Here is a 25,672-nt window from a genome sequence, read left to right on the forward strand (position 1 = left end):
AAATGGCAAAATGACATTTTTCGCTAAATTGCCCGAATATGCTTACGAAAATAAAATGCCCCAATTGTGGCCACGAGTTTCCCTTAGACGAGGCTTTGAATGATGAGCTAAAAGAGGCTATTGAGGAACAGAAGCAGGAATTGCGTCAGCAAATGATCGAGTACAAGAACAAAAAAGAGGAAGAATTACGCATTAAGGAAGAAGCATTTGAACAATTTAAGCGGACCCAGGAAGATCGCTTCCAGGTACAATTGCAGGCTGAACTGAAAAAACAAAACCAGCAACTGGAAGAAAGCATCCGCAAAAGCACACAGGCAGATTTTGAAAACCAGTTACGGATGCTTACCGATACCAATAAAGAGAATGAAGAAAAACTGCGGATGTCGCGCCAGAAGGAACTGGAATACCTGAAGAAAGAACAGGATCTGAAGACCAGGGAAGCAGAAATGGAAATAGAGCTGCAGAAAAAATTGCAGCAGGAAAGAGGTAAACTGTCTGATGAGCTTCGCAAAATTGAAGAGCAAAAAATCGCTGCCAAGGAAAATGAATTCAACATGCGGTTGAAAGAGCTCGAAAAACAATTGGAAGACCAGAAAAAATTAGCTGAGGAAATGCGCAGGAAAGCCGAACAGGGCAGTATGCAATTACAGGGTGAAGTGCAGGAACTGGCCCTCGAGGAAATGCTGAAAACCACTTTCCCTTTCGATGTGATCAGTGAAGTAGGTAAAGGCGTTCGCGGGGCTGATTGTATCCAGACCATACGCAATCCATTCGGACAGGAATGTGGCCGGATCATTTTCGAAAGCAAACGCACCAAGATATTTACGGCCGACTGGATCGAAAAACTGAAAGCAGATATGCGCAGCCAGGGAGCTGATATTGCTATATTGGTTACCCAAACGATGCCGGCCGACCTGGTACAGTTTGGCGAAAAAAATGGCGTCTGGGTCTGCAGTTTTGCTGAAGTAAAACCACTGGTCCAGGTTTTGCGCGATGGCATAATCAGGGTTTTTAATGCAACCCGCAGCCAGGAAAATCGTGGCGATAAAATGCATATGCTATATGATTACCTCACCAGCAACGAATTCAGTGAGCAATGGAAAGCAATCCGTGAAGGATTTATGAGTATGAAACTGTCGATACAACGGGAACGCGACGCCATGGAAAAGCTTTGGAAAAGCAGGGAAAAGCAATTGGAAAAAGTGTTGCTGAATGCAGCCCATGTCCGCGGCAGTATTGAAGGCATTGCCGGCGCTGACATGGTTAACCTGCAACTGCTCGACCATGATGATACACCAGAATTAGGAGAATAAAAAAGTCCCGCTAAATAACGGGACAAATTTTTTTCAGAGACGATCTTTAACAAACATTCATAGAATCAGGTTACCTACTATTGGCCATTGGTTCAACTTTTAAATATCTCTTTTCGTTTTTCAAAGGATCGGATAATTGAGATCAGGTACGTTCATTTTTTCTTAGGATGATGGTCACCTGGTCATCAAAGGATACGGTTTGGTTTGGACTTAGGGACTAAAACAGGTTGCTGATACAAAGATGGCACAGGTTCTCCCGTTTCTGAAATCTCTTCGATAAGGGAGCCAATACTGTCGATTTTCGGGAGGATATGCCCGGTAAATCATTTTTCATAACAGTGTACATAAAAAAAGTCCCACTAAACAGTGGGACTAAATTATTTTTCCGGGAGACGATACCTTCAACTTTGGTTTCATGGGATTAGATTCCGGATCTTCTGCTGTTTCTTTGGTTTTCCTGGACTTTCTGTGGTTTTCAAAGGTTTGGACGATTGGGCCCGGATAAGGTTAATTGTATTTTCATAAGAACCTGGATAATTGAGCTTTCAAAGGATACGGTTTGGTTTGGACTTAGGGACTAAAACAGGTTGCTGATACAAAGATGGCACAGGTTCTCCCGTTTCTGAAATCTCTTCGATCAGGGGGCCAATACTGTCGATTTTCGGGAGATATACTTCGATCAGAATTAAAAAAAGGCTGCCCTTTGGGGACAGCCTGCTTTTCAATGTGCTTTAGATCGGATAAAGCCGGCCAGCGTCATGCCTGCATTACCGTAAGCTTCTGCAATTCTTTGGCCTGTATCAAAATCATTTTCGAACCAGGCACCACCAGGTGATTTTTCAATAAGTACTTTGGCAAGCACTTTATCTTTATTGGCAGTTTCAACCAGCCAGGCTTCCATGTTAATCCTTGCGTTTTCGCGATGAACAACAATATTAAAACCCGGTTCAGTAAACGTAGTTTTAAGCTTTAGCGTGTACTTGGCAGCAGCCATTGGCCCGGCAGTCATACCACCGCTAAACTGGTTGAAAGACATAATGAATTTTGGTTCAAAGCGTGTCTGTCGGTCGTCAACCCAGGCTTTAGCCCAGGTATCCCCCCTACCAGCTTCCTTTTTGTTGTACTCGTCTTTTTTCTTGTTTACATAATCTTCCTCGCTCATTTTTCCTACGCGCATATTGGAATATTCAAATTCCAGGTTTAATTCCTTTTGGCCAGCCAGGGGCGATAGGTCACCTTCCGAAAGGGAAACTTTTTGCGCCTGAACACTACTGAAAATAAAAGGGGAAAAAACCAGCAATATGCCGAACAATTGCTTTTTCATGTCTTGACTGTTTTATATCAGAAATTTAATTAATATTCTAATGCCAGCCAAGAGATTATGTATTATAACGCAATCAGGTAATTACATAGGCCAGGACGAGCGGTTCAAAAATCCTGGCGTGAAGCGTTACTGGTACTGCTTCTTCTTTTTTAAATAAAAAAGGCAGGGTCATCCATTCATTGGACGCATAATTTAACGGGCCATTTAATTGCATATGCTGGCGAAAATCAACCTGTCCATCGCCGTACCATTTGAACAGGGCTTCCTTGGAACTCCACATCACGGTGGTCAATTCCTGTTGCAGCAGGTCAAATAACCGCCACTGCTGCAAAAAGGCTTTTTCCTCTAAAGACAAAAACTTATGGGCAATTTTTTCAATACGGGGAGAAACAAGTTCAATATCCAATCCTACCCTTTTGTCTCTGCTGGCAATTGCTGCGGCGAAGTTGCCACTATGGGAAACAGAAAAATGGTACTTTTCTCCGGGCAGGTAGGGCTTACGAGTGTCGGCCACCATAATTTCTTCAAGGGGAAAATCATCAAACAAAGTGGGCAAAAGGTACCTGCCGGCCAGGTGCTGCAACCGCTTGTAGGGATGGGTAACTTCCTTTTTAATGGGAACCTTTTCCAGGAAAAAAGCTTCCGGCTCTTCAATACGCCAAATCCCCAGTCTGGTGGTATGGTTGATATTATGTTGATAAAATAAGGCCAAGGTTGCAAATTTGCTGGTAACATTGCAGCAGCCAAAATGGCTACCGCTATTCAAATATAAATTAAGCAAAGCAAATGATACTGTCGGATAAGCGTATCCTTGAAGAAATGGAACTGGGTACGATCAAAATTCAACCTTATGAGCGCGAATGCCTGGGCAGCAATTCATACGATGTTCACCTTGGCAAATGGCTGGCTACTTATAAAGAACATATCCTTGATGCCAAAAAACACAACCAGATCGAATATTTTGAAATTCCCGAGGAAGGCTTTGTGCTTTATCCGCATATATTTTACCTGGGAGTAACCGAAGAATATACCGAAACGCATGCCCACGTTCCTTTCTTGGAAGGCAAATCCTCAACCGGCCGCCTGGGAATTGATATCCACGCTACTGCAGGTAAAGGGGATGTTGGCTTCTGCGGTAACTGGACCCTCGAAATTTCTGTCAAGCAACCGGTCAAAGTTTACAAAGGAATGCCCATTGGCCAATTGATCTACTTCCCGGTAGAAGGAGAAATTGAGGTGAAATACAACCAGAAGAAAAATGCAAAATACAGTGGCCAGCCCGATAAGCCAATTGAAAGCATGATGTGGAAAAATTCATTTTAATAAGTAAGGAGCACTGCTCCCTACTTTACCACCAATGCCTTATCAATAAGGAACGCCAGGTTCATCCTGTGTGCCTTGGTCTGCTCATTAGTACTAACTGCACCAGAAAGCATATTCTTAACTTTTTTTAGTGTCAGCATGGCTGCAGCCCTGGATGAATTATCATAACCGGATGGTGCAGCAACAATAGCAGCTAGAGCTTTTACAAACTCAGTCTGCAGGTTCTGTCTATATAGATTCACGTTTCCTTTCAGGTCCTCATTGAAAATTCCTTTGGCCATATCTCCCATAACATCAGCTACACTATAAGTATTTCCATAAAGGCTGCTATTGCTGATACGTGCCAGTGTATTGGGATGCAGGATATGTGCCAGGGTTGGCATTTGAACATTCGAAATACTGGACTGCGCTTTAAAGTCTTCCCCAACACCAAAGAATTCAAAACCCCGTCTTTGTATCTGCAGGAAAGGGAACAATCTGGAATCTGTTTCAAAAGCGGTTGGCGAATACAGGTATTTGGAAAGCAGCGCCATAGCCTTCTTCTGGTATTCTACCGGAACAACCGTAAAGGGTTTGTTACTGCTTTTTTGTCCGGGATAACTTCTATCCACATACACCCCACCAATATAACGGCTAACAGCACTTGCCATTTGGCGGCGTTGGCCTTGTAACATCAGGTATCTTGCCCGTAACTCGTTCCAACTCTGGTCTGGACGGGCAAACCGGTCTTTAAGTTTTGGGATCATTGAATTAACCAGCTTGAAGCGATCTTCAGCATAAGCAACCATATCATTGCTAAGATCACCAACCATTACACGCGGATCAATGCCACCTGAACCACGCATATCATCTGCATCATTACCAAATGCAAGCTGCGGATCAGTGCTCCTGCCCAGGATCTTTGCCAGTCCAGCTTCTTCTTCAGCGGCACTAAATGGCGTATATCCATATTCGATAGCCCAAAGATCATAGGGGCCTGCCTTGGTTGTATAATAATCACCCTGCCTGGCCCGGTTGCTGTTTACGTTCACAGCCGGATAATCCATCACAGAACCCTGCAAACCAATTTTAGATGTAAGGTCCTTATCATGAACCTGGGCCGGACTCAGCATCTGACTAGCCTTCATATTATGGTTCAGTCCAAGTGTATGTCCCATTTCATGCATGATCAGGTAATAAAGGAACTCCTTATGCATTTCACTGATTTCCGATCCTGCCTTCCCATTTGCCGGAACCCCATCCAGTACTTCAACAGCAGTAAGTCCGGTTTGGAACTGGATGGCCAATTCCCTGGCCATACTGCAGGTTTCAAGATGCCTGGGATTGAACCCTCCAAATGAGGCGGCTGCCTGCTTCACTGCATCATCCGGGTTCTCCCATGGGAGGTCGGTAGCAGTAGTTGAGAGACCACCATTGAAAAGATCATTTAACATGGGAATACCTGCACCACTTCTCCACTCAACAGTAATATCAGCACCAAGTATCTGTCCTGTCCTGGGATTGAAAAAGCTGGGACCAATGGCTCCATACTGTGGATAGGGACTGCTCACCCAACGGATCACATTATAACGGATATCGGCTGGATCCCAGTCTGCATCATCCGGCATGATCTTCATAACAATTGCATTTTTGAAGCCAGCCTTTTCAAAAGCTTCATTCCATTTTTCCCCTGCTATTTTAATGGTTTCCCTTAGCTCCAGGGGTGTTGTATTCTCGATCCACCAAACTATAGGTTCAACGGGCTCACTAATAGCCGCGGAAGGGTCCTTCTTCACCAGGTTCCACCTACTTATAACATCTTTGTAAGGGGTAAAAGAGATAGAAGTAAGGTCATCTACCTGGGCCCCAAAATAGCCCACCCGTGGATCATCCCTGCGAGGATGGTAATTGTTTACCGGCATTTCGAGGAAGGAATGCTGCAACTTCACGCGCACAAAACGGGCGTCCGTAATATCTTTTCCACCCCCATTCAATGGCATTGGATTATCATAAGCCAGTTCCACAAGCACGTCGGTATTATTCGGGAAAGAACGCACCATACCATATTTACTCTTGGCGGTATTCAGGTTACCCAGGTTGAAAACAGAACCCGGGGGAAGGGTTGGCGGGAATATCGGCTTAACCTGGTCGAGTTTGTCGCCCAGCAACAGTCCATCCACTGGTATCAGGTAACCCAAACTGTCTTCCGCACTATATTTATCTGAAAAGAAAACTGCATCACTCACATCTACATTCGCAGACTTGCTTACTGCATTATTCTTATCATAGTAAAAATTCGTGTTCAATTGGAGGAACTCGAGTTTGTCGTAAGATTTCTGCACTTTAAAAGGAAAAGTTGCCCGTAACATGTTCTGGTTTAGAAACAGTTCGGTAGGTCCGCCTATGGAAAAGCTTTGGTAGATATATTCTTTACCCAACTGATCTTTTTTCAGGTACATCTGCACGCTGCCTGTTACGGTATCCTGGTAAAGGGTGAACATACCATCGATCTTTTTGCTGGACTTGACTTTATCTTTTATTGAAGTTTTGGCCGGAGCATCGGCAGCTGCTTTTTTCACTGTATCTGCCACAGGGGCAGGTGGTATATTATTCTTTTTCTGCGCGTTTGAGCTGGCCGCAATAAAAAGAGAAAAAAGCAGCAATAAACTGGCACTTCGCATACGTATTTATTATAATACAATTTGCGATAATTCCTTCAATATCCTTTAAGTTTTATTTTGATCGGTAAACTAAACCTCATCCATACCATATTTCCTTATATAAGCGATCACCAGCGCTACCACCTGGTTATAGCTCATCATCCCTCCGGGTTGCTGGTTAACCCGCAGGTATTGTGCATATATACTGCGCACTAAAGGTTCCAGGAGGCCAACATGCTGGTTGTTGAATTCGCGGAGCGCGATCAAATCATCTTTAACGCCCGGGGATAAGCGCTCAAACAAGATTTTTGAGCGGGCTGAATCGCGGGTATACAGGTCGCGCATGGCATAGAGATATACATCGAAATAAGCGGAATATCGAAAAGCCGCACTGGCACTATGCTTAGCAGTAAGGAACCCCGCCATGTTGGCTTCATTTTCTTTCGCATAGCCCAACTGGTGGCCAATTTCATGGCAGGTAGTAAAAGGCTGGACAAAAACCGGCACAGTAGTATTAACCTGTGCCTCTCCGGTAAATGGATTATAATAGCCGGTAAATCCAAGGTAATTACCCAGGTAGCTAAACAGCGACGGCTTCACTGACTGTCCACGAAACTTCAAAAACGGCAATTCTTCCGATGGCACCTGGTATGATTGAAAGGAATTCCGGAATAAAGTCCTTTTGCGCACAAGGTCATTTCTTTCAGGAACACCTGCATCCCTTAACCTATTCATGCGGTCGATTAGCGTTACTACAAGTGTATCCACTTCTGCATTATGATATTCCGTTACATTCAGTCCGGCCTGATCTGCAATGCCCAGGCGATTATAATTCAATCCCCAGAAAACATTAAAAATGATATATACCCATAACCATACCGTCATAACCTTGACACCCAATCGAAGTAACCAGTCAAGGTTGACTTTTTTCTGCCTGATGGACCTGATTAATTTCCAGCAACCAGCCAGTAAAAGCAATGCGGCTATTGCATAAAAAATATCGCCAATACTGAAAGGAATCCACCCGAATAGCCACCTTAATACCCTTGAAATAACCGGGTAAGCGCCATTGGAATAGTATTTTTCAATAGCCGAAGGAAAAAGGGAAAAAATTTTAATGAACAATGCCACTCCCACTAAAGTGAACAGCATTGCGTAGCGGTATATTTGATTCATTGGCCAGAGGTTGGGTATAAAACTACATGCAAAAATGAATTGTTCACCGTAATTACCTGATACTAACAGCCGTTTGTTTTTCGGTTGGCTTCTCCGTACTTTGCGGCATAACCGGAACCAGCCATGAATATTGAACAGAACCGTAATGAAGATGCCCTGAAACTTCAGCTTAGCGAATTAAGATCGCGTTTTGAAAAAATCAGTTTAGGTGGTGGTAAGAAAGCCAAAGAAAAGCAGCATGAAAAAAATAAACTGACCGCAAGGGAAAGGATTAGCTATCTCGTAGATGATGCTGCCCCGTTTATTGAAATAGGTTCTTTTGCAGGTTATGAACAATATGAAGAGCAGGGCGGATGCCCGGCTGGTGGAACAGTTGCCGGCATAGGTTATGTAAGCGGCCGCCAATGTGTTATTGTAGCCAATGACCAGACTGTTAAAGCCGGCGCCTGGTTCCCGATTACTGGTAAGAAAAACCTGCGCATGCAGGAAATAGCAATGGAAAATTTTTTACCGGTCATTTACCTGGTAGACAGCGCAGGTGTTTTCCTGCCGATGCAGGATGAAATTTTTCCTGATAAAGAACATTTCGGCCGGATCTTCCGAAATAATGCAGTCATGAGTGGTATGGGTATTACCCAGATTGCTGCTGTGATGGGCGCCTGTGTGGCAGGGGGTGCCTACCTTCCCATAATGAGTGACGAAACACTGATGGTAGAAGGTAACGGGTCAATATTCCTGGCCGGCCCCTACCTTGTTAAAGCTGCTATCGGGGAAGACATCGATACAGAAAGCCTCGGTGGGGCAACCACACATACTGCGATAAGTGGCATTGCCGATTATAAATTTGCTACTGAAAAGGAATGCCTTGACCAGGTGAAAAAGATAATGGGAAAATTAGGCCATCCTTTAAAAGCCGGATTTGACCGCATTGCGGCAGTTGCTCCCAAAAATGCAATCGAAGATATCTACCGTATCCTACCGGAAGGCGGCGGTAAAACATATGATATGCGCGATATCATTGCCTGCATAACGGATAATTCAGAATTTGATGAATTCAAGGCTGATTATGGCAAAACTATTTTGTGTGGGTATGCGCGGATTGACGGGTGGGCTGTTGGCATCGTTGCCAACCAACGCCTCATTGTCAAAAATAAAAAGGGGGAAATGCAGATGGGTGGTGTAATTTATAATGACAGCGCCGATAAAGCAGCCCGGTTTATCTTGAACTGTAACCAGAAAAAAATCCCGCTGGTTTTCCTGCAGGATGTTACTGGTTTTATGGTAGGCAGTCGCAGTGAGCATGCCGGCATCATTAAAGACGGTGCTAAGATGGTAAATGCCGTGGCCAACTCAGTAGTACCAAAAATCACTATAATCATAGGCAATTCCTATGGTGCAGGTAATTATGCCATGTGCGGTAAAGCCTACGACCCCCGCTTCATCTATGCCTGGCCAACAGCACGCATTGCCGTGATGGGTGGCGACCAGGCTGCCAAAACTTTATTGCAGATACAGGTTGCCGGTATGAAGGCACGCGGATTAACTATTGCCCCTGAAGATGAACAAAAATTACTGGATGATATAAAGGGCCGGTATGAAAAACAAACATCACCATATTATGCGGCATCACGATTATGGGTAGATGAAATAATTGATCCAGCCTCCACCAGACTGGTTATTTCGCAGGGCATACACGCTGCAAACCATAACCCGGTAGTTGCTAAAATGAATACCGGCGTCTTCCAGGTCTAACCCATCACCAATTCACCATTCACTATTTACTATTTACCAATTGGTACAATCTATTTTCTTCATCGATGCATTCACTGAAAATATTTTCGGCGGCAACCCGGCTGCAGTATTATCGCTGGCAACCATTCCTGCAAGGGGCGTAATATGTACTGCAAAAGGCGATGCCACTGATTTTGTGTCACGCTGTTTTTATCCGCATACTGGCATTAATGAAGACCCGGTTACTGGTTCTGCCTATACTATCATGGTGCCCTTTTAGGCCGACCAATTGAATAAAAATTCACCCGATGCCTTGCAATTATCCCAACGTAAAGGATATTTGCGTTGTTCATTACAAGGAAACAGGGTATTGATGACCGGTAAAGCCATCACCTACCTGGAAGGAACAATACACATATGATGCAACAACATGGAGGGTTGGTGATATACACAGATGGCGCAAGCAGGGGCAATCCTGGTCCGGGCGGCTATGGTACAATTTTAAAATGGGGCAGCAAGGAGAAGGAAATTTCCCAGGGTTACCGTAAAACCACCAATAACAGGATGGAATTAATGGCTGTGATCGCCGGACTTGAAGCTTTGACTAAAACCGGACTGAACATTGCCATTTATAGTGACAGCCAGTATGTGGTAAAAGCGGTGGAAGAAGGCTGGCTGCGCAACTGGATTGCCAATGACTTTAAGGGAGGCAAAAAAAACAAGGACCTCTGGACCCGCTTCTACAGGCTTTCCCTGCAACACCAATTGAAATTCCACTGGGTAAAAGGACATGCCAATAATCCCTTTAATAACCGATGCGATATATTGGCTACAACTGCAGCAGACAGCAGGCACCTGTTGGTTGATGAAGGATATGAATCTGGTTTGGCCGGTTAGTTTCACATCCGAAAAATGTTGGATATTTGATTGATGAGTAAATCAATTCAGGCAGAAGACTTGCTGATTCTTCAGCTGCCGGAAGGCCAGTCGCCGCCAATGGATCTTCTGTTGCTGGCTGACCCGAATCCACAACAAATCAACACCTATATTGATTTTTGCCTTATCCTGCTTGCGGTAATTAAAGGAAAAACCATTGGTGTGCTAACCATAAGCCCGGAAACAAAAGAAAAAGCAGAGATCCGGAATATTGCCATTGCCCCTGATTACCGCGGCAAAGGTTACTCGCGGCAATTAATCCACGAAGCTTTTATCCGCGCTACCAGGTTGGGATATTCTTCCGTACAGGTGTGCACGGGCAATTCCAGTACCAGGCAATTTAAAATTTACCAGCAATTTGGCTTTGAATTAAGCGATGTTCGCTGGAATTATTATACCCAGCATTTCCCTGAACCAATTATTGAAGACGGCATTGTTTGCAGACACCAGCTTGTTTTGTCAAAACAACTGGGCAGATCCCGGAATGAAGCCTCTAAATAATTGCGTCCAATGCTAAATAATACCATAATTTATTTTAAACACCGGCCAAGCCGGAGCATTGGTTTTTTATTCATGGTTTCCAGCCTGTTACTAGGCATCTGGGTGGCAGCCATCCCACAAATTAAAACCAGGCTCGGTTTGTCTGATGCCTCATTAGGCTTGTCTTTGCTGCTCGCCCCAATTGGTGCATTAACCGGAGTCGTTGTATCCCCTTTTGTTTTTAAAAAAATAAAGGTTGGCAAATGGCTGGTAACAGGCCACCTGGCTTACTGCTGTATTTTCATTCTGCAGGTTATCGCGTTAAACCCCATTATGCTTTGGCTGAGTTTATTCGGCAACGGACTTATTGGGTTCCTGAACGGCGTATCTGCAAATGCAGTAGTTGACCAACTGGAAAAAAAACACAACCGCCATATCATGAGCACCAGCCATGGCATGTACAGCACAGGTGGGTTTGTAAGTGCAGGCCTCGCCGCCATTTTTTACTCTTTTCAAATGAGTCCTTTCTGGCAGATTATTATCGTTGCAGGGGCGCTCATAATAATTATTTTGTCTTTGCGCCAACATCTTTTCAGCTACCAGGATAATATTGAATCTGACAGTGGATTCAGCCTGCCCTCAGGCAGTTTAATCGGTTTAGCCTTTATCTGTTTTGTAACTTTTATGGGGGAAGGTTGTGTCGCAGACTGGAGTGCCATTTACATGAAAGAATCCTTACATAGTTCAAAAGCGATAGCCGGATTAGGATTCGCAGGATTTTCTATTGCCATGGCTATCGGCAGGTTGAACGGGGACAACTGGATACCAAAGTATGGCAGTAAGCGATTGGCCATTACCGGTAGTTTGGTCGCTGCATTGGGATTCTTACTGGCTATCGCATTTTCAACCATCCCAACAGCAATTGCCGGATTCACATTAATTGGAATTGGTTTCTGTTGTATAGTACCCATCCTGTTCAGCGCTGCTACCGGGGTGCCGGGAGTTAGTCCGGTTAAAGGTATTTCAGCTGTTGCCAGTGGAGGGTTAATTGGCTTCCTTGCGGGCCCTTCAATGATTGGCCTTGTTGCAGAGCAATACAATGTGGCTGCAGGCTTATCCATTGTTTTTTTCCTGGCTGTTGCAGCCGCTATAGTTGCCTGGAAGAATGATTTCCTTATGAACAAGAATTCAAGGGCACCAGAAGTGAATTACCTGGACCAGCATTTTTGAGTGAATCGTAAATGGTGAATCGTAAATCGCGAGATAGTGCTTAGCCTTTTACTTGTTGCATTTTTCGTTGTGCTACAATCATATAATAGCCACCAAATAAAACAGCACAAAATACTATTGTAGAAACCAGGTTACCCCTGTAAAAAGGAAGGCCGTCAGCAAAGCATTCCAGCAAACCGCCAAATGTTTTAGGCCGCTGAAAACCTGCGCCGGCAGCCCATACGAAGAAATTAGATAAAAGGAAATAAACTGTTGGTGCTACCAATGATGCTAAGGCAACTGAAAATATATTGACTTTGCGAATTGCAAAACCAATCAGCGTTAATCCTGCGAACAAAATATAATTGGTCAGTTGACCTTCATAAAAACCTTGTATATCGCTCATACCTGCACGGTACAACAATTCGTATAAGGCGTCACTTAGGAACATAGAGAATATCGGCAGCGCAAAAGCCCATTTGCGGTCCTTAATTATTGCGCCCCCGAATAAGGCCATAGCTATATGCGGTACAAACCCAAGCGGGCGGGAAGGTATAATGCGGTACAATGCGGCTACAATAATAAGCAGCACCAGGGAAATCAATATAGATCTATTCAGTTTCATATATTATTAACTATGTGTGGGCAAAAATAACTGAAAACTTGCTATTTGCCAGTTTAGATTCTTCAATCTATGCTGAAGGCACAGTTGCTTTATAAATAAGCGCTCCTTTAGCGGAAGTCAAAACAATATCCGCTCCGTCTGTCAGCAAAAGGCTTCCCCCCTGGTGAACAGCCAGCGCCGGGCTACCAGCTGAATCCGCATTTACCTCACCTTCTATTACGATCAGGATTTCTACAGTACTGGCTTTCAGCGGATACCTGTCCCCTTTGTCCAGGTGAATTTCATGTAATTCGAAATCTGCAGCCGGAGTGGGATACCTTTTCTCATAGGCATTCATCGTTTCCCCCTTTAAAATCGACGGCACAACCGGTGCAAACCGCACATGTTTCATTAATTCCGGCACATCAATATGCTTTGGGGTTAATCCGCCCCTCAATACATTATCAGAATTCGCCATAATCTCCACATTCTGCCCTTCAAGGTATGCATGCAAAATGCCGGAATCCTGGAAAATGCCCTCGCCCTTATCCATACGCACGAGATTTAGAAGATACACTGAAAAAATTCCGCGGTCAATTGAACCAGGCTGGTTAAATGTAAGGGCGGCCCGGGCGGCCCAGAAATCGGGACTGGCCTTGGACAACCTGTCTGCCTGGTATAATGGTATGATTCGATCTAGTAATGGTTGCAATCTTTCTTTCACTTCCAAAACATCCATTTCCATCACCAGGCGGTAAACTGCTTCATAATCGCCTTTCTTAAAAACCGGCAACAGGAACTGCAATTCCGGTTGTTCCTGCAGGATATTAATCATCGATGCGGGTGCCCTGAATCCGTGCAATAGCCAAAACTCTCCCAAAGCTGCCATAAGCTCGGGTTTATGGTTATCATCCTTATAATTCCTATAAGCAGCAGTTAACGGTATGCCCTTTTCATTTTCCTGCTTAAAGCCGGCTACAGCATCAGCTTTGGTGGGGTGTAATTGTATGGAAAGCATATCCCTTACATCCAGTATTTTCAGCAGGTATGGCAGGCTGCCGAATTTAAGCCGCACTACTTTTCCAAGTGCTTCCGGATGCTCCCGGAGAAAACCATCAAGTAATCCATTTCCGGCAATTTGAGACGGCCCCTGCACATGTGCCCCCAGCCAGTATTCGGCAAAAGGCTGCTGTTGTTCATTTGACCGTGATAACAACTTAGGCAGGTAGGTGAAACCACCCCATTGATAATGCTGCACTTTGCCTTCCAGCGCAAATATTTTATTTTGTTTTCCCATAGTAGTACTTCGAAAATACAGTAAAACAGGAATATTGTCCACCCATTTAGACATCGGCCGTTTTGGCGAACAGATTGCCGCAGAATGGCTGTTAAAGCAAGGTTACGATTTGTTGTCCAGGAACTGGAAATACAGGCGCAAGGAAATTGATATTATTGCCTGTAAAAATGGGATACTACATTTTATTGAAGTAAAAACAAGACGTGCAGATTTTTTCGGCCTGCCTGAAGAGCAGGTAAACCGGAGAAAAATAAAACACTTGCAGGAAGCCGCTGCCGCTTACCAGGAAGAGCATCCGCAGTGGCGAAGGATGCAATTCGATATCCTGGCCATAAACCTCAACATAAAAGGGAATTCCATTTTTTTACTGGAAGATATTTCCTGATGGTGAAATCAGGGATTCAGCCTGGCTTTCATTTTCTCAACCATTTTGTAAGTAGCCGGACAATACTCAATGTTTTGTTTATGTGTATCCACATGATCCACCAGCTTCTTTTTGGTAAGGTGGGGAAAACCGGCACAGTCAGCAGGCCTCACCTCATAAATTGAACACATATTGGTTTTGAGGTCAAGGAACTGGCAGGGTTGTTTTACGTTCATCCAGTCTTTGTCCTTCTTATCAAAAAACAACCACTTTTCCTTGAAGGCCGGAACGGTCATATTGAGATGGGCTGAAATGCGGGTGATATCTTTTTGCGAAAAAGTGGGGCTCATTTTTTTGCAGCAGTTCGCGCAGGTAAGGCAATCCACTTCTTCCCAAACTTCCTTATCTAAAACCGGTGTAAGCTTGTCCAACCCCCTGGGCCTTTCCGTTTCGATTTTAGTTAGGAATCTTTTAAATTTCCTTTTATTATCCTTTACCTGCTTCTTAAACTGACGAAGGTTTACTGCGCGGGGATTGCTCTGGGCACTCATGCTGGCTTTTGTAATTTTTAAAACCGCAATATAAAGGATTCAATGCTTAATTTGCCGCAGAATAAATTTTGTCTGCACAAATGTGGGTAGCTTATAAAAAAGGATTCAAGGCATGGTTGCGACTGGAGAAATCTTTATCGGACCATTCCGTATCGGCTTACCTGCACGATATAGAAAAACTCACTCAATACCTGCAGCTGCAGGGTTGGATGTACAATCCCGACCAGCTGACCATGGAGCACCTCCAGCAATTTATCCGCTGGATCGGGGAATTGGGCATGACACAAACCAGCCAGGCCAGGATACTTTCCGGTTTACGCAGTTTTTATACCTATTGCCTTACGGAACAAATTACCAGGGAGGATCCAACTGTTTTGCTGGAATCACCCAAACTGAAAAGGACCTTACCTGACACCCTGAGTTTCCCTGAAATTGAATTATTGATAAATGCCATTGATCGCAGTAAGCCCGAAGGTGAACGAAACAAAGCCATCCTTGAAACCATGTACAGCTGCGGATTGCGGGTGAGTGAAGTGGTTGGCTTACAGATTTCCTGCCTCTTCCTGGAAAGCGGATTTATACGAGTTGTCGGAAAAGGCAATAAGGAAAGGCTGGTACCGATTGGTGATAACGCAATCCGCCAAATTGGAATATACCGCGAACATACCCGGCGGTTCCAGGAAATCAAACCCGGCAATGAAGACATCCTATTCCTTAACCGACGGGGAACTGCATTAACAAGGGTAATGATCTTTTTGCTGATTAAGGAACTGGCGAAAAAAGCCGGCATCACTAAAAGTATTTCACCACATACCTTCCGGCATTCCTTTGCCACACATTTGGTTGAAGGGGGTGCAGACCTCAGGGCTGTACAGGAAATGCTTGGCCATGAAAGTATTACTACTACTGAAATCTACACCCACCTCGACCGGGAATTCCTGCGCAAGACGCTGGCGAATTTCCATCCGGCTTTTCACTGATTAATTATCACTCAGGTCGCTTTCTTCAGGTTCACTTGTCACATATAAAACAGCTGATTTTTTCACCAGCTTAATGAATTCCTTACGGTATCCATGTTCATCCACACCTATTGATTTGCCAGCCATTTTTATAATATGCTCAAAGGATGACTCCTGTTTAAATAAGGAATTATTCAACAACATTCCCCACTCTGCTACGGCCGCTGCAAAAAGAAAGTTTTGCGAGGCTTGCGGCAGCATCAGCAGGTCCTTTTTCTCAATAGTCCTAACAATCAATCTGCTCTCATTACCATCAGGTTGCTTATACCTGAATTTCACCTGCATTATTTCACCATTCGCTGCTACCGGAACTGCTGGTAATTTTTGGTATTTTAAAACATCTACGCTGTCAATGAAAACATCTTTCACACCAGTTGGGATTATTTCATATAAAGCAGTAACCGTATGGCCACTGCCCAGGTCACCCGCATCTTTTTTATCATTATTGAAATCTTCTTTCTGCAATAACCTGTTTTCATAACCGATCAGGCGATAGGCGGAAACATTAACCGGATTAAATTCAATCTGCAGCTTTACATCTTTGGCAATGGTGAACAGGGTTCCGCCAAATTCATGCACCAATACTTTTTTGGCTTCAGCAATGCCGTCTATATAAGCATGGTTGCCATTTCCCTTATCGGCCAACAACTGCATTTTACTGTCTTTGTAATTCCCCATTCCATACCCAAGGACTGTTAAAAAAATGCCCGATTCCCGCTCTTTTTCAATCAATTTTTCCATATCGGCATCACTTGATGCACCTACATTGAAATCACCGTCGGTACAAAGGATTACGCGGTTATTCCCCGCCTTGCTAAAATTTTCCTTTGCGATTTTATAGGCCAGCCTGATCCCTTCGCCACCTGCTGTGGAACCCCCGGCTTCAAGGGCGTCAATGGCTTCCTTTATTCCTGTTTTATTTGCTCCACTAGTTGCTGGTAAAACCACTCCTGCATTACCGGCGTATACCACCAGGGCAACCTTATCCTGTTCCCGCAATTGGTCCGTTAATAATTTAAGGGATGTTTTTACGAGAGGCAATTTATTCCAGCTCATCATCGAACCGGATACATCGATCAGGAAAACAAGGTTGCTGGGCGGCAGGTTATCCACCGGGATTTTCCTGCCTTGCAGGCCAATGGAAACGAGGTGGTGGTGCCTGTTCCAGGGACATTCCACTATTTCGGTATGGATAGCAAATGGCCGGTTGTCCGTCGGTTGAGCATAATCGTAATCAAAATAATTGATCAACTCCTCTGTCCGCACCGCACCCGGAGGAGGTAATTGGCCCTGTTGCAGAAACCGCCTTACATTACTGTAGGAAGCAGCATCAACATCAATGGAAAACGTAGATACGGGGTTTCCGGTAACTGAAAGGAAATTATTCTCATGGACTGCACTATATTCTTCCGTATTGAAACCCTGATCAGCCGAACCGTAAATAACCGGAGAGTTACCCGGCAAAGCCCGGCTGCCCCTTAACCTGACCTGCACACCAGCCGCCTTCCCCTGCAGGCTTTGGTTTACCCCAGTAACAGCGCCCAATGGCTCCGCCTCTTTTTTAATTCCATAGCCCGTAACCACAATTTCTTCCAATTCTTGCCCCCCGGGCTGAAGGAATATTTCCAACTCCTTCCCCGGCTGGCTTATGGTTACTGACCGTGATGTATAGCCGACAAGACTGATTTCTACAATTGCCGGACTACTATTTATGGCTAAACTAAACCTTCCGTCAGCCCCTGTTTGAACAGAATGGTTACTCCCTTTTTCCTGGAGTGTCACGCCAATTAAGGGTTTCTTTGTTGCAGCATCTTTTACAATTCCCTTTACGGTGGTTTGAACAGGCCGAAGGGCGGCAGATAGCATAACTGCCAGGAGCAGCATACAAATTATTCCCATGGAGCGTTTAATGGTTCGCATATGATTATTTTCCATTTGGATGCGGCCATTTCCAGTATTACACAATTCCTTTTAAAATATTTTTTCCACCCTAAGCACCAGGTTAATATTATATTGCTTTTGAACATTTTGGCATTCCTGCGTAACATAACAGACACAACTGCAACCGATAACGAATTGGTTCAGTCTTACCGGCAAACCGGGAACCTCGACATATTGGGGCAATTGTACAGCAGGTATATGGACCTTGTATACGGACTTTGCCTGAAATACATGGAGGACCCTGAATTTGCCCGTGATGCTGTAATGCAGATTTTTGAAGAACTGGTGGAGAAATTAAAAAAGCATAAAGTGGAGTATTTCAAAAGCTGGTTATATGCATTGGCGAAAAATCATTGCCTAATGCAATTGCGCAGTGGGAAAAGTAAAAAAACAATTGCACTGCCACCTGAACTTATGCAATCTGAAGAAAACCTGCATCTGAATGGCAGCCTGCATAAAGAGGCTCAATTTGAATTGATGAAGAAATGCCTCGAAAAACTGACCCAGGAACAGCAATTGACAGTAATACTATTTTACCTGGAAGAGAAATCGTACAATGAGATAGTTTTACACACAGGGATGGAATGGAATAAAGTGCGCAGCCTTATTCAAAATGGCCGCAGGAACCTGAAAATATGTATGGATAAAAATAGCTGATGCCCGGGCGTAACGACGATATGAACCAATACACTGCTTCCGATATTGCAAAATACTGGAATGGCGAGTTAACTCCTGCACAGATGAATGCGATGGAGAGGGCCTCCCTCGACGATCCGTTCCTGGCAGATGCAATGGAAGGATTTGGGCAACTGGAAGCTAACCATCCAGGTCTTCAGCCTGCTCATCTTGCCGAGTTGAAAGAGCGGCTTTCGCGTCGTATTTCCAATGACATTAAAAAGCCTTTCCCAAACAATTGGTGGAAACCGGCAATTGCTGCAATACTTATTATCTCTGCCGGTATAGGGGGTTACCTCCTGTTACTTCCGAAAAACGAATCTGAAATCATTGTCGTAAAACCTACTGTCCAGGCAACAGCACCTGATCGGGCAAAGGCTAAGCCTTCACCGGCCGTTGATACTTCCCACCCTTTACCTGGAGACGTTGCAGTGCTGGGGCCGAAACAAAAAATCATGCCCTCTCCACAACTTATGCCATCATCCCCGAAACCAGGTTCAATAGAATTGAACACTGAAAAGCTGGAAGACGGCAAGGAAACAGAACCGGCTGCGGTTACAGCAAAAATGCCAGTTCCATCGGATGCCAAACAGGAAGAAAAATATGTCATCAGGGGTGTAGTCCGCAACCAGCAACAACAGCCAGTTGAAGGCGCTTCCGTTAGCCTGGCAGGAAAGGCAGCCGGTATAAATGTTGTTACCGATGCAGAAGGCCGGTTTCAGATTCCGGTTACAGACACCGCTGCACAGTTAAAAATCACTTCTGCAGGATATGAATCCAACGAACTACTCGTATTGGTAGCCGATAGCAACAAAGATTTGGCAGTAAACCTGAAACCGGCCAGCAACGCAGCAGATGAGGTTGTAGCTGAGGGCTATGGAGCACGAAAAAGATCCGCCGCACCCCAACAACAGGAGAAACAAAAAGACCTTACTGTAAAAGTTCAGAATGCGATTCCTGTAATTGGGTGGAACGATTATAATGAATACTTAAAAAAGAATATGGTTATTCCCGACAGCCTGGTTCAACGCCACGGGAATGTGGTGGTCTATTTTGAAGTGACCACAAAAGGAAAGTTATCTGAATTTTCGATCGAGCAGTCATTGCACCCGACACTTGATAGTGAAGCCATCAGGCTGGTAAAGGAGGGACCAGCCTGGAAAATACTCAAAGGCCGTAAAGCTGGGGTTTATGTGATCGTACCGTTTTAATGCCCTAAATTTGGGAACTAAAATTATGCTACGATGAAGAAATTGATCTTATTTATGGCAATTGCAGTATGCTTCCTTCAGCAGGCAGAAGCACAGCAATTGCGCACTCCCGCGCCAAGTCCCACTTCTACTGTAAAGCAGGAATTTGCCCTGTCTTCAGTTGAATTGTCTTACTCACGCCCAGCAATAAAAGGTCGGAAAATTTTCGGCGATCTGGTTCCTTACGGAAAAGTTTGGCGTACTGGTGCCAACAGTGCAACCACAATTACATTTGGCGAAGATGTGGTTTTTGGCGGCAAAGCTGTTCCAGCTGGCAAATACGGATTATTGACTATTCCGGGTGAAACAGAATGGACTGTTATATTATCCAAGCAACTGGATGTAACCAGTCCGGCTGCTTATAAGCAAGACCAGGATGTTGTTCGGGCACAGGTTAAACCTACCCAATTGCCATTGACCGTAGAGAATTTAATTATCACATTCGACGATATCAAAGCGAACAGTATGAATATGGACATCATTTGGGATAAAACCGCGATTGTGGTGCCCATCACCGCTAATATCGATGAACAGATCACCAAACAGATCGATGAACTGATGAACAAGGACAATCGTCCTTATTTTGCCTCTGCTATGTACTACATGGAGAACGGCAAGGACCTGAATAAGGCTGCTGCCTGGTTCGACAAAGCAATCGAGCAAACGCCTACAGCCTTCTGGGTTTATTACCAGAGAGCCAATTGCCTTGCTAAACTGGGCCGTAAACAGGATGCCATTGCATCAGCAAACAAATCCATTGAATTGGCTAAAGCTGCGAAAAACGACGATTACGTTACATTGAACCAGAAATTACTGGCAACCCTGAAATAATCTATTTCAATACCTGGTATCCAGATGGTGCCAGGTATTTTCATTTTACCCTCTCGAAACAAAGCTGGCAATCCGTACAATTAATAAATGGCCTGATAGAACTTGAAGGAAGGTTGAACAGAACCCCCTTTTGAAGCCAGTTAAACCAATACCGCTTAAAATCTCCGGCAATCTTTAAATGGCCGTACTGAGCAATATCAATAGCGTTGTTTTTTAGATGGATACTATAACTGAAAGACCTGCGAAGTTCGGCTGCATTGGCATGCAATCTGTAGGCCATTGAGTTATCAAATAAAATCAGGTCATCATTTTCTTTATAAATCACAAGGGTATCTGCACGATGCTGAACATCTACCCAAACTCCCATCAATTCACGGCCCGAAAGCGTTTTCTCTTCCTCTTTGCTGCATCCGCCTGAAAGAAGTAATACAATGAAAGTACCTGCTATACAAACCAGCCGCGGGGTCATTCACTAAGTTTAGCTCTTTGACCGATTGATCCCCCAAAGCGTTGCATGGATTATAAATGCCAGAAACACTAAAATGATCGCACCAATGGCGTTAAGCCATAGGAACCCAACATTTGTTTTAAGGAAAAGCCAGATGACCAGTAATTCAGTAAATATGGCGCTCCAGAAAGTTGCATCCCCGCCAATATTTTTGAAGAAAAACGCGATCAGGAAAATCCCCAGCATAACGCCATAAAATAAGGAACCGAGGATATTAACTGCTTCAATCAAGCTTCCCATATTATTGGCAAACTGGGCAACTATAATGCAAAAAATACCCCAGCCTAAGGTATACAATTTAGACAGGCGATATTCCTGTAATGGTGTTTCAGTTGTTTTCGCATATTGCTTGTGGATATCGCACATAGTTGATGACGCCAGTGAATTGAGTGCGGCTGCAATACTTCCCCAGGCAGCCAGGAAAATTACTGCAATCAGCAACCCCACCAGTCCTTTGGGCAGGTGATCCACGACAAACCTGAGGAATATATAATTAGTATCATTCACATCTGCTGCCGGCAAAGCTGCTTTAAGGGTCGATTTATAGGACGCCCTTGTTTCGTCAAGCCCCTTCTGGTTGGCACGTATTTCATCTGCCAGTTTTACATTCTTTGGTTGTTGTACAAATTCACGTACCAGGCTGGACTGGTGACTTGACAGTTCCTGGTAGTTTTTTTCGATATCGAGTAATCGCTGTGAAGCTATCGGATCCTTTATCTTACCAGTGACAGCCTGGTTAAAAAAAACTGGCGAAGGGTTAAACAGATAGTAAGCAAATACCAGGGCACCAATTAATAAAATAGCAAATTGCATGGGCACTTTGATTAACCCATTCATCAGTAACCCTATCCGGCTTTCAGAAATATCCTTTGCGGTAAGGTATCGCCCCACCTGGCTTTGGTCTGCTCCGAAATAGGATAGCGACAGAAAGAAGCCGCCGATTATACCACTCCATATATTGTACCTGTCGGTCCAGTCAAATCCATTTTTATTCACACCGGTAGTAATGACATTTAACCTGCCCAGTTTGCCACTCACTTTTAAGGCATCAATAAACCCGACACCATCAGGCAACAGGTGAACCATCATATAAGCCGCTATAAACATTCCTGAAAAAATGATCAGCAATTGCAATTGCTGCGTATATGCAACGGCTTTAGCTCCGCCACTTACAGTATAAATAATCAACAGTCCGCCCATGAAAATATTGGTCCAGTATATATTCCAGCCTAATAAGGACGAGAGGATTATTGCTGGCGCATAAATACTGATACCAGTTGAAAGTCCGCGGGATACCAGGAAAAGGGAAGAGGTGAACGTGCGGGTTTTTTTATCAAATCTTCCTTCCAGGAATTCGTAGGCTGTAAATACTTTCAGCTTATGAAAGATGGGTACAAAAAAAATGGAGATAACGATCATGGCCAGGGGAACGCCAAAATAGTATTGCACAAATCGCATACCATCGGAATATGCCTGGCCTGGGGCAGACAAAAAAGTTATTGCGCTGGCCTGGGTACCCATGATGCTCAGCAAAATCAGGTACCAGGGCATTGAACGGTTGCTTAGGAAATATCCATCCAGGTTTTTGCTGGTAGTACTCCTGTACAGGCCATAGGCAATGATGCCTGTTAAGGTGGTAATGAGGATAATCCAATCAAGGCCGCTCATGAAAAATGTTGTGTAAAAAAATGAAAGCCAATAATTTCCAGCAACAGCACTACCAGTAAAAAAATGTACCAGTGCCGCCAGGATTTAAACAGAGGTATCTTTTTTTCATTCTCCATATGACTGCTTTAATTTCTTATTTTTTCCGGCCGGATATCAATCCGGATGCCAACAGACCTAATGTGAGCCCAATAACCAGACCAATAGTAACCCGTTTTATAAAGGTGCCGATTATCAATCCAAGTATGATGCAAATGGCAATGCCGATATCTCTCCTTCCCTGATTTGTAGAAGCCATATTAAAATCCCTTCTTTTGGTTCAATGCAATAATGTTGGCAAGCAGGCGGTATGCGCCGGGAACACCTGCAGGCAATTCCCTGAAAAAAACCATACCCGTATATACAAAATATCCCTTCCCATAACGGGCCATAATCAGGCTGCCGGAATCTGGATTTTCACCAGTGTCATTCATGGTAAAGATAGTTTCATAATGGCTATCCCAATTGGCCGCATGGTATATACTTCTTTCCTGGATCCAGCCTTCAAAATCCTTTTGCGTTATTTTATTTGGGAAATTCATTATGTCATGCCCGGGATTAGTCACACTAACAACAGCTTTTTCGTCGGTTATTCTTGTACGTGATATGGTGAATGGATAAGGGCCGATTTTAGATTTAACCGGGCCTATCTGGCTGGAGGTATTGTATTGCACAACCAGGTTCCCGCCCTTTGCGATATAGTCCATAAGTTTATCATAATAATTACTCAGTGACTCTTTCACATTATAGGCACGAACTCCTGTAATAATGGCGTCGAAACGCTGCAGGTTTGTTGATGCAAGGGCAGCGTCATCAAGGATTTCAACAATATATCCCATTTGTTTAAGGGCCTCTGCAACACCGTCACCTGAACCCGGAATATACCCAATGCGTTTGCCAACAACTTTAATTTCTTCATTAACCACCTTAATACTGTTGGGAAAGAAATAGTGAACTGTGGGAATATGGTCATACTGGATCAGTTTCATGGCATTATTGTACCCTATTGCTTTGCCATCTCCCGGGATTTCTATCCAGGGATAAATCTGTTGTGGTTTTTCTTTCGCAAATAATGAATCAAAAGGCAGTGTTATGACCTGCAGGATGTTCTTTGGACGGGCTAACGGGTAGCCCATATTTTTATCCTTAAGGCTGTTCCCGCCTTTCAGTTCAAAACGGATACTACCTTTAACCGTGTCAAGCTGTGCATAGCTCTTATAAGTTAACTGCAATTCCTGTGGGTGATGAGGCTGAAGGTTATTCAGGACAACCGTAGGCATAGCACCTACAACAATGGGGGGCACAGTAAAAACAGGCTGATAAATTTCACCTTTAACCGGATCAGTGAATTTGTATAAAAGCGGATAGTCATCCCTGAAAGAATATTTGCCAACAGTAAAACTTAGGTGTACATCATTTTTTGGATTTTGTGCAAAACCTATCAGCGCCTGTGATTCCACATTAAAACTCCCGGTATCCATTTGTTCCCGCAACCAGTAAGGCTGGTCGGCAAGGAAGCTTTCCCGAACGAGGTACTTATAGGTAATGGAATATTGCTGGTTCAGCCTCGTTTCAGGTGTTAATTGAAAAGCCGTATCCAGGTAGGAAATTTTTACATTATTTACAGGGATATTACTTCTGTTCACAATGCTGAAACTAACCTGCAATGAATCGCCCGTAACCGCCACCTGCTGTCCTGCTACCGCTTCAAAATATAAACCCAGCGCAGATTTCAACACCTGGTTAATTTCCCTTAGTTTTTGTTCGCGCCAGTAATCATCTGTTATCTTTTCGGATACCCTTTGCCGCAATGCAAATAATGCCGGTGCAATAGCTGAAGGGGCCATTGGATTAAATGCAGCGATAATACTATCGATTGACTGGTTGACAAATCCACCACCCACCCTGTTCCAGTTGGTTTCAATGCCATCCATAAGATCGGTTTGAATAGAGTCTCCGGCTGTTCCTGAAAAATACTCGAAAGATGACCCTCTTTGCCTTGGAACACCAAACCCCTGGCTCTTATGCTGGCTGCGGCTTTCAGCAGCCAGTTCACCATAACCCTTGCCAAGGAGCGGGTTATACACACCAACGTCAATTTTATATTGATTTTCGTTCTGGGTATTGAGCCCGCCAAAATTGAAGGTGTTCCAAAGAATGCGTTTTGCCTGCCAGGGTTTTACAAATGCCAGCTGTTCCGGAAATTGTGCGGGGTCTGCTGCAGCTTTGAATGCTTCAATGGCCAATACTGCCGATGCCGAATGATGGCCGTGCCCGGCCCTGTTATCCGGAGGAAAGCGGGTAATAATCACATCCGGGCGAAATTTCCGGATAACCCAAACAACGTCACCCAGGATTTTATTTTTATTCCATATCCTTAAAGCTTCTTCTGTTGATTTGGAGAATCCGAAATCATATGCCCGGCTAAAAAATTGTTCAGCCCCGTCAATTCTCCTTGCAGCGAGCAATTCCTGTGTTCTGATCAACCCTAAGGATATGCCCTGTTCATCGCCTATCAGGTTTTGTCCACCATCCCCGCGCGTGATAGACAGGTACCCAGTCCTGAATTTTCTTTCCTTAGACAGGTAAGCCAGTAAGCGGGTATTTTCATCGTCGGGATGCGCCGCAACATATAATACGGATCCCAATACCCTGAGTTTTTGTAAACTCAGCAAAATATCCGAAGAGGAATAGGTTTGCGGTGTTTGTGCCTTAATAACCAGGCCGGCCAACACAAGGCAAAACCCCGAAATCAATCTTTTCATCACTATAAAGGTTTAAACTTTACCCGCCGGGT

23 protein-coding genes are annotated in these 25,672 nt (G+C 44.2%); 12 read left to right on the forward strand and 11 right to left on the reverse strand.

Annotation, left to right across the window (positions count from 1 at the left end):
• The first annotated feature begins 38 nt into the window (after positions 1–38).
• Positions 39–1,313, forward strand: a complete 1,275-nt coding sequence (locus tag LAQ65_RS07780; RefSeq protein WP_224116382.1) for a DUF2130 domain-containing protein — start codon at positions 39–41, stop codon at positions 1,311–1,313.
• Between the two features lie 721 nt (positions 1,314–2,034).
• Here LAQ65_RS07780 and LAQ65_RS07785 read toward each other — a convergent pair.
• Both LAQ65_RS07785 and LAQ65_RS07790 read right to left on the reverse strand, forming a co-directional pair.
• Positions 2,035–2,637, reverse strand: a complete 603-nt coding sequence (locus tag LAQ65_RS07785) for a hypothetical protein (RefSeq protein ID WP_224116383.1) — start codon at positions 2,635–2,637, stop codon at positions 2,035–2,037.
• A gap of 73 nt (positions 2,638–2,710) precedes the next feature.
• Positions 2,711–3,349 (reverse strand): 4'-phosphopantetheinyl transferase family protein, encoded by a 639-nt coding sequence (locus LAQ65_RS07790; protein ID WP_224116384.1) that lies wholly within the window; start codon positions 3,347–3,349, stop codon positions 2,711–2,713.
• Positions 3,350–3,423: 74 nt separating this feature from the next.
• Here LAQ65_RS07790 and dcd point away from each other — a divergent pair, with 74 nt between their 5' ends.
• The gene (dcd, locus tag LAQ65_RS07795) at positions 3,424–3,960 is read left to right on the forward strand and encodes a dCTP deaminase (RefSeq protein WP_224116385.1); all 537 of its coding nucleotides are present in this window, start codon (positions 3,424–3,426) and stop codon (positions 3,958–3,960) included.
• Positions 3,961–3,980: 20 nt separating this feature from the next.
• On the opposite strand, the gene LAQ65_RS07800 is transcribed toward dcd, so the two are convergent.
• Together LAQ65_RS07800 and LAQ65_RS07805 are read right to left on the reverse strand one after the other, a co-directional pair.
• Complete coding sequence (locus LAQ65_RS07800) at positions 3,981–6,620, reverse strand: zinc-dependent metalloprotease (protein WP_224116386.1); 2,640 nt, start codon at positions 6,618–6,620, stop codon at positions 3,981–3,983.
• 69 nt (positions 6,621–6,689) lie between these two features.
• Complete coding sequence (locus LAQ65_RS07805) at positions 6,690–7,775, reverse strand: DUF3810 domain-containing protein (RefSeq protein WP_224116387.1); 1,086 nt, start codon at positions 7,773–7,775, stop codon at positions 6,690–6,692.
• A gap of 123 nt (positions 7,776–7,898) precedes the next feature.
• Here LAQ65_RS07805 and LAQ65_RS07810 point away from each other — a divergent pair, with 123 nt between their 5' ends.
• The 5 genes from LAQ65_RS07810 to LAQ65_RS07830 all read left to right on the forward strand — a co-directional run bounded on the left by LAQ65_RS07810 (position 7,899) and on the right by LAQ65_RS07830 (position 12,152).
• Positions 7,899–9,527, forward strand: a complete 1,629-nt coding sequence (locus tag LAQ65_RS07810) for an acyl-CoA carboxylase subunit beta (protein ID WP_224116388.1) — start codon at positions 7,899–7,901, stop codon at positions 9,525–9,527.
• Positions 9,528–9,567: 40 nt separating this feature from the next.
• On the forward strand, positions 9,568–9,786 hold the full coding sequence (locus tag LAQ65_RS07815; protein ID WP_224116389.1) for a PhzF family phenazine biosynthesis protein: 219 nt from the start codon (positions 9,568–9,570) through the stop codon (positions 9,784–9,786).
• Between the two features lie 137 nt (positions 9,787–9,923).
• On the forward strand, positions 9,924–10,403 hold the full coding sequence (gene rnhA / locus LAQ65_RS07820) for a ribonuclease HI (RefSeq protein WP_224116390.1): 480 nt from the start codon (positions 9,924–9,926) through the stop codon (positions 10,401–10,403).
• A gap of 33 nt (positions 10,404–10,436) precedes the next feature.
• The gene (locus LAQ65_RS07825; RefSeq protein ID WP_224116391.1) at positions 10,437–10,943 is read left to right on the forward strand and encodes a GNAT family N-acetyltransferase; all 507 of its coding nucleotides are present in this window, start codon (positions 10,437–10,439) and stop codon (positions 10,941–10,943) included.
• A 9-nt stretch (positions 10,944–10,952) separates the two neighbouring features.
• Positions 10,953–12,152, forward strand: a complete 1,200-nt coding sequence (locus LAQ65_RS07830; RefSeq protein ID WP_224116392.1) for an MFS transporter — start codon at positions 10,953–10,955, stop codon at positions 12,150–12,152.
• A gap of 40 nt (positions 12,153–12,192) precedes the next feature.
• Here the strand turns inward: LAQ65_RS07830 and LAQ65_RS07835 are convergent, their stop codons facing one another.
• Together LAQ65_RS07835 and manA are read right to left on the reverse strand one after the other, a co-directional pair.
• Complete coding sequence (locus LAQ65_RS07835) at positions 12,193–12,756, reverse strand: DUF6580 family putative transport protein (RefSeq protein WP_224116393.1); 564 nt, start codon at positions 12,754–12,756, stop codon at positions 12,193–12,195.
• 67 nt (positions 12,757–12,823) lie between these two features.
• A complete protein-coding gene (gene manA / locus LAQ65_RS07840; protein ID WP_224116394.1) occupies positions 12,824–14,032 on the reverse strand; it encodes a mannose-6-phosphate isomerase, class I in 1,209 nt (402 codons plus the stop codon).
• Positions 14,033–14,066: 34 nt separating this feature from the next.
• Between manA and LAQ65_RS07845 the strand changes: the two genes are divergently transcribed.
• Positions 14,067–14,417, forward strand: a complete 351-nt coding sequence (locus LAQ65_RS07845; protein ID WP_224116395.1) for a YraN family protein — start codon at positions 14,067–14,069, stop codon at positions 14,415–14,417.
• Positions 14,418–14,425: 8 nt separating this feature from the next.
• On the opposite strand, the gene LAQ65_RS07850 is transcribed toward LAQ65_RS07845, so the two are convergent.
• A complete protein-coding gene (locus tag LAQ65_RS07850) occupies positions 14,426–14,947 on the reverse strand; it encodes a YkgJ family cysteine cluster protein (RefSeq protein WP_224116396.1) in 522 nt (173 codons plus the stop codon).
• A gap of 68 nt (positions 14,948–15,015) precedes the next feature.
• On the opposite strand from LAQ65_RS07850, the gene xerD reads away from it, so the two are divergent.
• Positions 15,016–15,927, forward strand: coding sequence for a site-specific tyrosine recombinase XerD (xerD, locus tag LAQ65_RS07855; protein WP_317196991.1), 912 nt, complete (start codon positions 15,016–15,018; stop codon positions 15,925–15,927).
• Here xerD and LAQ65_RS07860 read toward each other — a convergent pair whose 3' ends face one another.
• The gene (locus tag LAQ65_RS07860) at positions 15,928–17,886 is read right to left on the reverse strand and encodes a vWA domain-containing protein (RefSeq protein ID WP_224116397.1); all 1,959 of its coding nucleotides are present in this window, start codon (positions 17,884–17,886) and stop codon (positions 15,928–15,930) included.
• Here LAQ65_RS07860 and LAQ65_RS07865 point away from each other — a divergent pair, their 5' ends adjacent.
• The 3 genes from LAQ65_RS07865 to LAQ65_RS07875 are packed head-to-tail and all read left to right on the forward strand — an operon-like array spanning position 17,887 to position 20,663.
• Positions 17,887–18,564: an RNA polymerase sigma factor gene (locus tag LAQ65_RS07865; protein WP_224116398.1), complete on the forward strand. Its 678-nt coding sequence runs from the start codon at positions 17,887–17,889 to the stop codon at positions 18,562–18,564.
• Entirely contained in the window at positions 18,564–19,793 is a 1,230-nt protein-coding gene (locus tag LAQ65_RS07870) for an energy transducer TonB (protein WP_224116399.1), read from the forward strand. Before LAQ65_RS07865 ends, LAQ65_RS07870 begins: the two co-directional genes overlap by 1 nt.
• A gap of 33 nt (positions 19,794–19,826) precedes the next feature.
• On the forward strand, positions 19,827–20,663 hold the full coding sequence (locus LAQ65_RS07875; protein WP_224116400.1) for a DUF2911 domain-containing protein: 837 nt from the start codon (positions 19,827–19,829) through the stop codon (positions 20,661–20,663).
• A gap of 40 nt (positions 20,664–20,703) precedes the next feature.
• Here LAQ65_RS07875 and LAQ65_RS07880 read toward each other — a convergent pair whose 3' ends face one another.
• The 3 genes from LAQ65_RS07880 to LAQ65_RS07890 all read right to left on the reverse strand — a co-directional run bounded on the left by LAQ65_RS07880 (position 20,704) and on the right by LAQ65_RS07890 (position 25,640).
• The gene (locus LAQ65_RS07880; RefSeq protein WP_224116401.1) at positions 20,704–21,132 is read right to left on the reverse strand and encodes a hypothetical protein; all 429 of its coding nucleotides are present in this window, start codon (positions 21,130–21,132) and stop codon (positions 20,704–20,706) included.
• A gap of 9 nt (positions 21,133–21,141) precedes the next feature.
• Positions 21,142–22,839 (reverse strand): sodium:solute symporter, encoded by a 1,698-nt coding sequence (locus LAQ65_RS07885; RefSeq protein WP_224116402.1) that lies wholly within the window; start codon positions 22,837–22,839, stop codon positions 21,142–21,144.
• Between the two features lie 296 nt (positions 22,840–23,135).
• Complete coding sequence (locus LAQ65_RS07890) at positions 23,136–25,640, reverse strand: PIG-L family deacetylase (protein ID WP_224116403.1); 2,505 nt, start codon at positions 25,638–25,640, stop codon at positions 23,136–23,138.
• Positions 25,641–25,672 lie beyond the last annotated feature (32 nt).

Origin of the sequence: Flavihumibacter profundi (assembly GCF_020076305.1) — a bacterium.
Classification (GTDB): Bacteria; Bacteroidota; Bacteroidia; order Chitinophagales; family Chitinophagaceae; genus Flavihumibacter; species Flavihumibacter profundi.

Coding starts and splice junctions, on each gene's coding strand:
- LAQ65_RS07780 (WP_224116382.1), top strand. CDS start 39: ATGCTTACGAAAATAAAATGCCCCAATTGTGGCCACGAGTTTCCCTTA.
- LAQ65_RS07785 (WP_224116383.1), bottom strand. CDS start 2,637: ATGAAAAAGCAATTGTTCGGCATATTGCTGGTTTTTTCCCCTTTTATT.
- dcd (WP_224116385.1), top strand. CDS start 3,424: ATGATACTGTCGGATAAGCGTATCCTTGAAGAAATGGAACTGGGTACG.
- LAQ65_RS07800 (WP_224116386.1), bottom strand. CDS start 6,620: ATGCGAAGTGCCAGTTTATTGCTGCTTTTTTCTCTTTTTATTGCGGCC.
- LAQ65_RS07805 (WP_224116387.1), bottom strand. CDS start 7,775: ATGAATCAAATATACCGCTACGCAATGCTGTTCACTTTAGTGGGAGTG.
- LAQ65_RS07810 (WP_224116388.1), top strand. CDS start 7,899: ATGAATATTGAACAGAACCGTAATGAAGATGCCCTGAAACTTCAGCTT.
- rnhA (WP_224116390.1), top strand. CDS start 9,924: ATGATGCAACAACATGGAGGGTTGGTGATATACACAGATGGCGCAAGC.
- LAQ65_RS07825 (WP_224116391.1), top strand. CDS start 10,437: ATGAGTAAATCAATTCAGGCAGAAGACTTGCTGATTCTTCAGCTGCCG.
- LAQ65_RS07830 (WP_224116392.1), top strand. CDS start 10,953: ATGCTAAATAATACCATAATTTATTTTAAACACCGGCCAAGCCGGAGC.
- LAQ65_RS07835 (WP_224116393.1), bottom strand. CDS start 12,756: ATGAAACTGAATAGATCTATATTGATTTCCCTGGTGCTGCTTATTATT.
- manA (WP_224116394.1), bottom strand. CDS start 14,032: ATGGGAAAACAAAATAAAATATTTGCGCTGGAAGGCAAAGTGCAGCAT.
- LAQ65_RS07850 (WP_224116396.1), bottom strand. CDS start 14,947: ATGAGTGCCCAGAGCAATCCCCGCGCAGTAAACCTTCGTCAGTTTAAG.
- LAQ65_RS07860 (WP_224116397.1), bottom strand. CDS start 17,886: ATGCGAACCATTAAACGCTCCATGGGAATAATTTGTATGCTGCTCCTG.
- LAQ65_RS07865 (WP_224116398.1), top strand. CDS start 17,887: ATGATTATTTTCCATTTGGATGCGGCCATTTCCAGTATTACACAATTC.
- LAQ65_RS07870 (WP_224116399.1), top strand. CDS start 18,564: ATGCCCGGGCGTAACGACGATATGAACCAATACACTGCTTCCGATATT.
- LAQ65_RS07875 (WP_224116400.1), top strand. CDS start 19,827: ATGAAGAAATTGATCTTATTTATGGCAATTGCAGTATGCTTCCTTCAG.
- LAQ65_RS07880 (WP_224116401.1), bottom strand. CDS start 21,132: ATGACCCCGCGGCTGGTTTGTATAGCAGGTACTTTCATTGTATTACTT.
- LAQ65_RS07885 (WP_224116402.1), bottom strand. CDS start 22,839: ATGAGCGGCCTTGATTGGATTATCCTCATTACCACCTTAACAGGCATC.
- LAQ65_RS07890 (WP_224116403.1), bottom strand. CDS start 25,640: ATGAAAAGATTGATTTCGGGGTTTTGCCTTGTGTTGGCCGGCCTGGTT.